8 protein-coding genes are annotated in these 9,519 nt (G+C 65.8%); 1 reads left to right on the forward strand and 7 read right to left on the reverse strand.

The features are described from left to right. Nucleotides 1–1,858, reverse strand: a 1,858-nt coding sequence (carB, locus tag ACK5IR_RS05285; RefSeq protein ID WP_416926625.1) for a carbamoyl-phosphate synthase large subunit, incomplete at its 3' end; no start/stop codon positions are given. Between the two features lie 179 nt (nt 1,859–2,037). Here carB and ACK5IR_RS05290 point away from each other — a divergent pair. Next, the gene (locus ACK5IR_RS05290) at nt 2,038–2,706 is read left to right on the forward strand and encodes a CPBP family intramembrane glutamic endopeptidase (RefSeq protein WP_416926627.1); all 669 of its coding nucleotides are present in this window, start codon (nt 2,038–2,040) and stop codon (nt 2,704–2,706) included. Here ACK5IR_RS05290 and ACK5IR_RS05295 read toward each other — a convergent pair. From ACK5IR_RS05295 to mreC, 6 genes are all read right to left on the reverse strand, one after another. After that, nucleotides 2,703–3,842, reverse strand: coding sequence for a class I SAM-dependent methyltransferase (locus ACK5IR_RS05295; protein ID WP_416926629.1), 1,140 nt, complete (start codon nt 3,840–3,842; stop codon nt 2,703–2,705). The two genes, ACK5IR_RS05290 and ACK5IR_RS05295, sit on opposite strands and share 4 nt — an antisense overlap. A gap of 200 nt (nt 3,843–4,042) precedes the next feature. Further along, nucleotides 4,043–4,978: a 2-hydroxyacid dehydrogenase gene (locus ACK5IR_RS05300; RefSeq protein WP_416926631.1), complete on the reverse strand. Its 936-nt coding sequence runs from the start codon at nt 4,976–4,978 to the stop codon at nt 4,043–4,045. Beyond that, nucleotides 4,975–6,123 (reverse strand): rod shape-determining protein RodA, encoded by a 1,149-nt coding sequence (rodA, locus tag ACK5IR_RS05305; protein ID WP_416926633.1) that lies wholly within the window; start codon nt 6,121–6,123, stop codon nt 4,975–4,977. Before rodA ends, ACK5IR_RS05300 begins: the two co-directional genes overlap by 4 nt. Nucleotides 6,124–6,133: 10 nt before the next feature. After that, a complete protein-coding gene (mrdA, locus tag ACK5IR_RS05310) occupies nt 6,134–8,062 on the reverse strand; it encodes a penicillin-binding protein 2 (protein ID WP_416926635.1) in 1,929 nt (642 codons plus the stop codon). Next, a complete protein-coding gene (locus ACK5IR_RS05315) occupies nt 8,059–8,598 on the reverse strand; it encodes a rod shape-determining protein MreD (RefSeq protein ID WP_416926637.1) in 540 nt (179 codons plus the stop codon). The genes mrdA and ACK5IR_RS05315 overlap by 4 nt, the downstream gene beginning before the upstream one ends. Then, nucleotides 8,591–9,517 (reverse strand): rod shape-determining protein MreC, encoded by a 927-nt coding sequence (gene mreC / locus ACK5IR_RS05320; RefSeq protein ID WP_416926639.1) that lies wholly within the window; start codon nt 9,515–9,517, stop codon nt 8,591–8,593. Before mreC ends, ACK5IR_RS05315 begins: the two co-directional genes overlap by 8 nt. Between the last annotated feature and the right edge of the window lie 2 nt (nt 9,518–9,519).

Raw genomic sequence — 9,519 nt, forward strand, 5'->3', positions numbered from 1 at the left:
GCGCGAAACAGGCGTGACAGCAGCAGTAATCGAACTCGATCCCCTGGCCGATCCGGTTCGGGCCACCGCCGAGGATGACCACCTTGCGCCGGTCGGTGGGGCGCGCCTCGCATTCGGCCTCGCCCATCGCCGGAAGCTCGTAGGTTGAGTACATGTAGGGCGTCTGCGCCTCGAATTCGGCAGCACAGGTGTCGATGCGCTTGAACTGGGCATGGACGCCGAGATTTTGCCGCGCGCGGCGCACGTTGGCCTCGTCCCGCCCGGTCAGGCGGGCGAGCCGCGCATCGGTGAAGCCCATCATCTTCAGGTCGCGCAGGCCCTTCTCGTCGAGCGGCAGCCCCTCGCGCCGGATGCGAACCTCGGTTCCGACGATCTCGCGGATACGGGCCAGAAACCACGGATCGTAGGCGGTGATCTCGAATATCTCGTCGTCGGAGAAGCCGAAGCGCATCGCCTGTGCGATGACCCGCAGCCGGTCGGGCGTTTTCAGCGAAAGCGCCCGGGTGACGGCCTTGTCGATGGCCATCTGGTCGTTCTCGCCCTTGCCGACGAGGATTTGCGGAATGACCGGATCGTCGCTGTCGGTAAAGACGATGTTCTCCGGCCCCGGCAACCCTTCGATGGCCACCTCGTCGAAGCCGGTGAGCCCGGTTTCCATCGAGGCCAGCGCCTTTTGCAGCGATTCGTGGATGGTGCGGCCGATGGCCATCGCCTCGCCCACGGATTTCATCGCGGTGGTCAGTTCCGGCTTGGAGCCGGGGAATTTCTCGAAGGCGAAGCGCGGGATCTTGGTGACGACGTAATCGATGGTCGGCTCGAAGCTCGCCGGCGTGACCTTGGTGATGTCGTTGTCCAGCTCGTCGAGTGTGTAGCCCACGGCGAGCTTGGCGGCGATCTTGGCAATCGGGAAGCCGGTGGCCTTGGAGGCGAGCGCTGAGGAGCGGGAGACGCGCGGGTTCATCTCGATCACCACCATGCGGCCATCCGCCGGGTTGATCGCCCATTGCACGTTGGAGCCGCCGGTCTCCACCCCGATCTCGCGCAGCACGGCGATGGAGCCGTTGCGCATGATCTGGTATTCCTTGTCGGTCAGGGTCAGCGCCGGGGCGACGGTGATCGAATCGCCGGTATGCACGCCCATCGGATCGACATTTTCGATCGAGCAGACGATGATCGCGTTATCCGCCCGGTCGCGGACCACCTCCATCTCGAATTCCTTCCAGCCGAGCAGGCTTTCGTCGATCAGGATCTGGTTGACAGGCGAGGCGTCGAGCCCGCTGCGGCAGTAATATTCGTAATCGTCACGGTTATAGGCCACGCCGCCGCCGGTGCCGCCGAGCGTGAAGGCGGGGCGGATGATCGCCGGCAGGCCGATATCCTCCAGCGCCGCCATGCAATCCTCCATCGATTTGGCGATGGTGGCGCGCGGGTTTTCCAGCCCGATCCGCTCCATCGCCTCCCGGAAGAGCTTGCGATCCTCGGCCATCTCGATGGCCTGACGGTTGGCGCCGATCAGTTCCACCCCGAACCTGTCCAGCACGCCCATGTCCGCCAGCGCCAGCGAGGTGTTGAGCCCGGTCTGCCCGCCCATCGTCGGCAAGAGCGCGTCCGGGCGTTCCTTTTCGATGATGCGGGCGACGATCTCCGGCGTGATCGGCTCGATATAGGTGGCGTCCGCCATGTCCGGATCGGTCATGATCGTTGCCGGGTTCGAGTTGACGAGGATCACCCGGTAGCCTTCCTCGCGCAGCGCCTTGCAGGCCTGGGCGCCCGAATAGTCGAACTCGCAGGCCTGCCCGATCACGATGGGCCCCGCCCCGATGATCATGATGGACGAGATATCGGTACGTTTGGGCATGGGTGAGTCTCCGGACGGGTCGGGCAAATTGCCTGCGTTATAGACAGCACTCGGGGGGGCGCAAGCCCAAGCGGCAGTGATTGCCGGTTGTGGTCGCGGTTCCGTGTTCCGGCCTGCCGCTTGCCTGTGGCGCCCGGTCGGTTATGTGAGGGTGAAACCACCCGTGGCGGAAAGACGACATGAGTACGATCGAGTTGGTACGGCAACCATCGCGGCTGCGCCTGCGGGTCGAGTTCGGCCTGTTTTTCCTGGTGGCGCCGCTGGCGATGGCGTTTCTCATCCCGCCCGACCGGATGTTTCCGATGCTGTTCGCGCTGACCCTGACCGGTGCGGCGCTGCTTCACCTCACGCGCAGCTTCGCCTGGCGCGACCTGCGGAACGGCTGGGGTCGTATCCTGTGGGGCAGGGTCGCGGGCATCGGGGTGGCGACCCTGCTGTTCGGGGTGGCCTGGCTGTGGCTGTTCCGGCCGGGGGCACTGTTCCAGATTGCACGCCAGCGGCCCGACATGATGCTGATGATACTGGTTCTGTATCCGCTGATCTCGGCCCTGCCGCAGGAGATCGTCTATCGCGCGTTGTTCTTCCGGCGCTATCAGCCGGTTCTGCCGCGTACCCCGGGAGCGGCAATCGTGCTGAACGCCGCGCTCTTTTCGCTGGCGCATCTGATGTACTGGTCGTGGCTGGTGCTTGCCATGACCTTTGTGGGCGGGCTCGCCTTTGCCTGGGCCTACGAGATCCGCAGATCCTTTCCCATGGCGGTGCTGATGCACGCGCTGGCGGGCGATGCGATCTTTCTCGCCGGGCTCGGGGTCTATTTCTATTCGGGCAACGTCGTGCGCCCGTTCTAGCCGCACAGGTAATCGCGCGTGACCGGCACGGTATCGACCCTGCGCGCAAGCTGGATCTGGAATACCTCGTGATCGAGATCACGGAACGACATTTCCGAAGCGACGAGGTAATAGCGCCACATGCGGCAGAACTGCTCGTCATAGAGCGCGCGGGCGGTATCGATGTTCCGTTCGAAGCGCCGCCGCCAGTGCAGCAGCGTTTCGGCATAGTGCAGGCGCCAGAACTCGATATCGGTCGCCCACAGGCGCTCCTTCTCGACCGCCTTCATGACCTCGGACAGCGCGGGAATGTAGCCGCCGGGAAAGATGTAGCGGGTGATCCATGGCGAGGTCGAACCGGGTGGCGAGCGCCGGCCTATGGTGTGGATCAGGGCAACGCCGTCCCCGGCCAGCCGCTCGCGGACATGACCGAAGAACTCGCGGTAATGCGGCACGCCGACATGTTCGAACATACCCACCGAAACCACGCGGTCGAAGGTCTCGTTCACCTTGCGATAGTCGATCAGCCGGATATCGACCTGCGCCGCGAGCCCTGCCTGTTTCACCCGCGCGCGGGCAATCGCGTATTGCTCTTTCGACAGCGTGACACCGACGACATTCGCACCGTAATCCCTCGCCAGCGTGATCGCCATGCCGCCCCAGCCGCAGCCGATCTCGAAGACCCGCATCCCCGGCTCCAGCAGCAGCTTTCGTGCGATATGCGCCTTTTTCCGGGCCTGCGCCTGTTCCAGCGTATCGTCGGGATGGCGGAAATAGGCACAGGAATACTGCCGGTCCTCGTCGAGGAAAAGCGCGTAGAACTCGGGCGACAGGTCGTAGTGGTGGGCAACGTTTTTCTGTGCGCTCGGCATGGGGTTGCGCTGCCTGAGCCGCCGCACCATCCGGCGCAGCAGCAGGTTGGTCTGGATGGCGGCGCCGGTGTTGCCCATTCCCCGGTTGAGCAGCAGCAGGTGCAGGAAGCCGGGAAGATCGTCGTTCTCGATGGTCAGCCGCGCATCGACATAGGCTTCGCCGATGGCGAGATCGGGGCTGAACATCAGCTTGCGGGGCAGGTCGGGGTCGCTGACCCGCACGGCGACCTGCGGGGACGTTCCGTCTCCATAGTTCCGGTAGGACCGGTCCGGGCCCTCGATCATCAGTTGGCCAGTCCGGATGACCTGATGCAAGGTCTTGTCAAAAAGCCGCTTCCACATTGCGGAATCCTCTTCGTCTCCTTCCAGCCCCCTGGGGCCATGCTTTCTGATCGGTGTGGAGTCTGGCACTCGCGGCGCGCGGTGTCGAGTATCCCGCCAGGCCATTCCGTCGCAGCCCGCATCTGCGCGGGGCGCGTCCTGGCTCAGTAGCCGCGCGTACGGTCGACGAGGTGGAGCAGCGGCACGCCGGCCTCGCTGCGGCGGACGTTCTCGACGATGACCCGGCTGGCGGTTTCGGCCCGGGTCTCGGATGCGATATGCGGCGTCACCGTGACGCGCGGATGGTGCCAGAACGGGTGCTCGGGCGGCAGCGGTTCGGTGCGGAAGACATCGAGCGTCGCATGGGCGATCCGCCCGCTGTCGAGCGCCGCAAGCAGCGCCTCGTCGTCGACCAGCTGACCGCGACCCGGGTTGATGAGGATCGCGCCGGGCGGAAGCTGGTCGAGATGCGCCGCGTTGAGCAGGTTTTCGGTGCCCGGGGTCAGCGGCAGCAGCAGGATCAGGATCCGTGCCGAGGCCAGCGCCTGTTCCAGCCCCGCAGGCCCGGCAAGACATGTGATGCCGGCGATTCTGCGCGGGGTGCGGCTCCAGCCGGTGACCGGAAAGTTCAGCGCCGCAAGCGCCCCGGCGCAGGCGGCGCCAAGCTCGCCGAGGCCGAGCACCGTCACCGGGCGCTGGCGGGCAAGCGGCGGCACATGCCGGTCCCATTCGCCGCCCTGACGGGACAGCGCATGGTCGATGTTCAGGTGATGGCGCAGGGTCTGGCCCACCACCCATTCGACCATCCCTTCGGTCAGCCCGGAATCGACCATTCGCGTCAGCGGCACCCGGATCGTCGCGTTGCCCACCACATCCTCGACCCCGGCCCACAGGCCCAGCACCGCCCTGAGCCGCGTGAAGGGGGTGAAATCCCGTACCGGCGAATTCGGTGCGTAGACGATGTAATCGACCGTATCGGGCCGATCCGTGTCGGCGGTGAGCCGCACGTCGAGCCCCGCCTCGCGGAAGCCGCGCCTCAGGTGCCCTTCGTATTCGCGCCAGCGCCCGGGCAGGGCGGCAAACAGCACGTTGATGGTCATGAACGCTCTCTCGGCCGGTGGACATGGGCCGATTGTACCAGCCCGAAGGCAGCCAGCAGCACCAGCATGGCCGAGCCGCCGTAGCTGACCAGCGGAAGCGGAACGCCCACCACCGGTGCCAGCCCCATCACCATCGACATGTTGACGGCGAAAAACAGGAAGAATGTCGCCGCGATACCGATGGTCAGCAGCGCGGCGAAACGATCCTTGTTGGTGAGGGCAGAGGCGAGGCAGAAATAGATGATCAGCCCGTAGAGCGTCAGCAGCGAGGCCGCGCCGACGAAGCCGAATTCCTCGGCCAGCGTGGTGAAGATGAAATCGGTATGCTTCTCGGGCAGGAAGTTCAGCCGCGATTGTGTGCCCTGCATGAAACCGCGCCCGGCCCATCCGCCCGAACCGAGCGCGATCTTGGACTGGGTGATGTGATAGCCCGCCCCCAGCGGATCGCTGTCGGGGTTGAGGAAGGTGTCGATCCGCCGGAACTGGTAATCCTTGATCAGTTGCCACGATGTGCCGCGCGATTCGAACACGGTGGCGATCAGGCCGATGCCGGCGCCGATCACGGCGGCGAAATAGGCCCAGTGCACCCCGGCGGCGAACATGATGATGCCGCCACCCATGACCAGCAGCAGCGCGGTGCCGAGGTCGGGCTGCTTGAGAACCAGAGCTGTCGGCAACAGGATGATGAAAACCGGAACGATCACCCACAGGGGGCGGCTGACCTTGCGGATATCGAGCCAGTCGTAATAGGCGGCGAGCAGCATGATCAGGGTGATCTTTGTCACCTCGGAGGGTTGCAGCCGCATGAAGCCCAGATCGATCCACCGCTGCGCGCCCATGCCGGTCGCGCCAAAAAGCTCCACCGCCACCAGCAGCAGAACCGAAATGGCGTAAGCCGCCGCCGCGATGTTCCGCCAGAACCAGATCGGCACCATGGCGATGGCGAACATCCCCGCCATGCCGATGGCGAAGCGCTTCATCTGCGGCTCGGCCCAGGGTTGCAACGAGCCGCCGGCGACCGAATAGAGCATCAGGAAGCCGAGGGCCGCAACCGCCGAAAGCAGCAGCACCAGCCCCCAGTTGAGACAGAGGATCTTTCGCACGCCGGTGGGAACCGTCTGGACGCGGTATTCGAGATAGCTCATGCCCGGGACCTCATGCGCGGTCGCTACCCTGCCCGGCGCCGCCTTCGCCGGTGTCGCGGCGCAGCGGTATCCTGGCGAAGGTCTCCTCGACGGCGTCCCGTTCTCCGCTGGGGAAGATATCGAGTGGCGGCAGGGAGCCGTGAAGCGCGCGGGCGGCGATGTCGCGCGCCACGGGCGCGGCGGCCGACGACCCTCCGCCGCCGTGTTCGATCACCACCGAAACGGCGATTCTCGGGTTGTCGAAGGGCGCGAAGCAGACGAACAGCGCATGGTCGCGCTGCTCCCACGGAACCGAGGCGTTCTGCACCACCACCGACCGCACCTGGCTGGTGCCGGTCTTGCCGGCGAGCGTCATGTTTTCCGGCAGCAGGCGCGAGCGATAGGCCGTTCCCCGGCGCGAGTTGATGACCGAGAACATCGCCTTGCGGACCTGCGTCAGCGTTGTCGGGCTGATTCCGAGCGGTCCGTCGGTCAGCACCGGCTGCTCGACCGAATCGATTGTCTTGATCAGCCGTGGCCGGATCGCCTCGCCCGAGGCGATGCGTGCCGTCATCACGGCCAGTTGCAGCGGCGAGGCCAGCACGTATCCCTGTCCGATCGAGGCGTTGAGGCTGTCGCCGACGCGCCAGCTTTCGCCATAGCTTGCCTCTTTCCACGCCTTTGTCGGCGCGATCCCCTCGGAGACCGCCGACATCGGCAGATCGTGCCGGACGCCGATTCCCAGCCGCCGCGCCATGTCCGAAATCCTGTCGATGCCGACGCGTTCGGCCAGCTCGTAATAATAGACATCGCAGGAGCGCATCAGGCTGTCATGCAGATCGACATAGCCGTGCCCGCCGCGTTTCCAGCAATGGAACCGCCGCGTTCCAAGCTGCTTGTAGCCGCCGCAATAGATCGTCTCGCCCGGGGTCACCACGCCCGCCTCGTGGGCGGCAAGCGCCGTCACCATCTTGAAGGTCGAGCCGGGCGGATAGGCGCCCTGCACCGACTTGTCGGCGAGGGGGCGATGATCGTCCTCGGTCAGCCGCTTGTAATCCGCCACCGATATGCCGCGCACGAAGAGGTTGGGATCGAAGGACGGCGCCGAAGCGATGGCGAGGATGTCGCCGTTGGTCACGTCCATCACCACCGCGGCGGCACTTTCGCCGACCAGACGCGCCATGGCGAAATTCTGAAGCCCGTGGTCGAGCGTCAGCTTCAGTTCGGCGCCCTTGATGCCCTCATGCCGGCTCAGTTCGCGCATGACGCGCCCGCCGGCGTTGACCTCGATCCGCTTGGTGCCGGCGGATCCGCGCAGGATATCCTCGCGCTTGGACTCGAGCCCGATCTTGCCGATCTGGAACTTGGGAATTTGCAGCAGCGGATCGGGATGTTCGAGCTTCGACAGATCGTAATCCGAGACCGGGCCGACATAGCCCACCACATGGGCGAAATCCTGCGCCAGCGGATAGTGGCGGGTCAGCCCCACCTCGGGGGTGACCCCGGGCAGGGCGGGGGCGTTGACGGCCACCTCGGCGACATCCTCCCAGGCAAGCTGGTCGGCGACGGTCACCGGAACGAAGGCGCTGCGGCGCCCGACCTCGCGCAGCGCCCGTTCCACATCGTCGTCGGAAAGCGGCACCAGCGCCCGCAGCCTGGCAAAGGTTTCGTCCAGATCGTCGGTATCCTCGCGCACGATGACGATGCGATAATTCTGGGTGTTTTCGGCCAGCGGCATCCCGTCGCGATCGTAGATCAGGCCGCGGGCGGGGGGGATCAGCCGGATATTGATCCGGTTCTCCTCGGCCAGCAGGCGGAATTCCTCGGCCTGTTCCACCTGCATGTGCCGCATCCGCATGCCCAGCAGGCCCATGAACCCGGTCATGCCCGCACCCAGAACCAGACCGCGCCGCGTTATGCGGCGGGCGCTCTCCTCGGTGTCTTTGGGCGGACGTCTCACTGGCGTTCTCCAAGGGCGTTGGCTTCGGCGGCGTCGATCCGTCTGACCCCGATGATATAGTGCGTCAGCCCGACGATCAAAGGATAGGCCACCGCGGTAAAAAGGCCGCGAAGAAGCGCGAGCCCAAGCGGCGGCCGTTCGAGCATGGCGAAAGCGTACAGGACCTGCTCCAGCCCCACCATCGCCAGAAACACAACCGTCATCAGTGCCCATTCGACCGCAAAGGGCTGCGCACGGGTCAGCGCCCGGCGCGAGCGCAGGAATTCGGCGCTGGCCACGACCACCGCCGCGCCCAGGCCGGGCGGACGTTGCAGCATGAGGTCGAGAAACAGGAACAGCGCCGCGATGAGAGGCGCCGGAACATAGGCCGGGCGCCGGAGAACCCACGCAAAGGTGAGCGCGACGATCAGGTCGGGCCCGGGCAGATGCCCCGCCCCCATGCCGAGCGGCAGCAGCCGGACAAAGACCAGAAACAGGACCAGCGCCGTATAGAGGGCGCGAAAGCCCCACGTCCGCGTGGTGACCGGATCAATCATCGCCCGTATCCGCCTGCGGAGCGTCGCCGCCGTCCGGTGCGGGTGGCGGCAGCGGAAGCTGGGGCGGAACCACAAGCCCGCCGGGATCGCGGATGACCTCGCCCTCGTGGCTGCGCAGGACGCGCAGGAATTCGAGCTGCTCGTAATCGGCGGCAAGCCACACCCTGAGGCGCCCGTCGGGTGCCCTGGCGACCTGCCCGACCAGCATGTCGGCCGGGAAAAGCCCGCCATCGCCCGAGCTGATCACCCGGTCGCCGGCACGGATTTCCAGCGGGTCCTCCAGGAACTCCAGCACCGGTGCGGCGGTGTTGTCGCCCGAAAGCAGCGCGCGGAAACCCATCGGCTGGATCGTCACCGGGATACGGCTTGCCGCGTCGGTCAGCAGGATCACCCGGCTGGTGGTTTCACCCACCCCCGAGATGCGCCCGACCAGCCCCAGCCCGTCCATCGTCGCCCATCCGTCGCGGATGCCGTCGCGCGCCCCGACATTCAGCAGCACCGACTGGCGGAACGGAGAGCCGGAATCGGCCACCACCAGCCCCGAGACCGAGGTCAGCTTGGGGTCGAGCCGGACGTTGTTCAGCGCCAGCAGCTTTGCGTTCTGCTGTTCGAGTTGCACGGCGGCTTCCTTCCACGCCTTCATCTGCTGCAATTCGCGGCGCAGATCCTCGTTCTGGCGGTAGATCCGCTGATAGGACTGGAAATCGTCGATCATGCGGGCGAAACGGGCGATCGGAACGCTGGCCCATTGCATGCCGGGCACCACCCTGTCGACCAGTTCGGCGCGGAACCGTTCGACACGCGGCGAATCGATGCGCCAGATCAGGAAGATCGCCAGACAGAACAGAACCAGCCCGCCGACAAGGATACGCCGGACCGGGCGGACATAGTCGATCTCTGAGTTCCTGTTACGTGCCACGC

The organism is Tropicimonas sp., assembly GCF_047971885.1.
Lineage (GTDB): Bacteria > Pseudomonadota > Alphaproteobacteria > Rhodobacterales > Rhodobacteraceae > Tropicimonas.

Excerpts from the sequence above, each read along its gene's own strand:
- rodA (WP_416926633.1), bottom strand. The coding sequence starts at position 6,123 with ATGAGCTATCTCGAATACCGCGTCCAGACGGTTCCCACCGGCGTGCGA.
- ACK5IR_RS05290 (WP_416926627.1), top strand. The coding sequence starts at position 2,038 with ATGAGTACGATCGAGTTGGTACGGCAACCATCGCGGCTGCGCCTGCGG.
- ACK5IR_RS05300 (WP_416926631.1), bottom strand. The coding sequence starts at position 4,978 with ATGACCATCAACGTGCTGTTTGCCGCCCTGCCCGGGCGCTGGCGCGAA.
- ACK5IR_RS05315 (WP_416926637.1), bottom strand. The coding sequence starts at position 8,598 with ATGATTGATCCGGTCACCACGCGGACGTGGGGCTTTCGCGCCCTCTAT.
- ACK5IR_RS05295 (WP_416926629.1), bottom strand. The coding sequence starts at position 3,842 with ATGATCGAGGGCCCGGACCGGTCCTACCGGAACTATGGAGACGGAACG.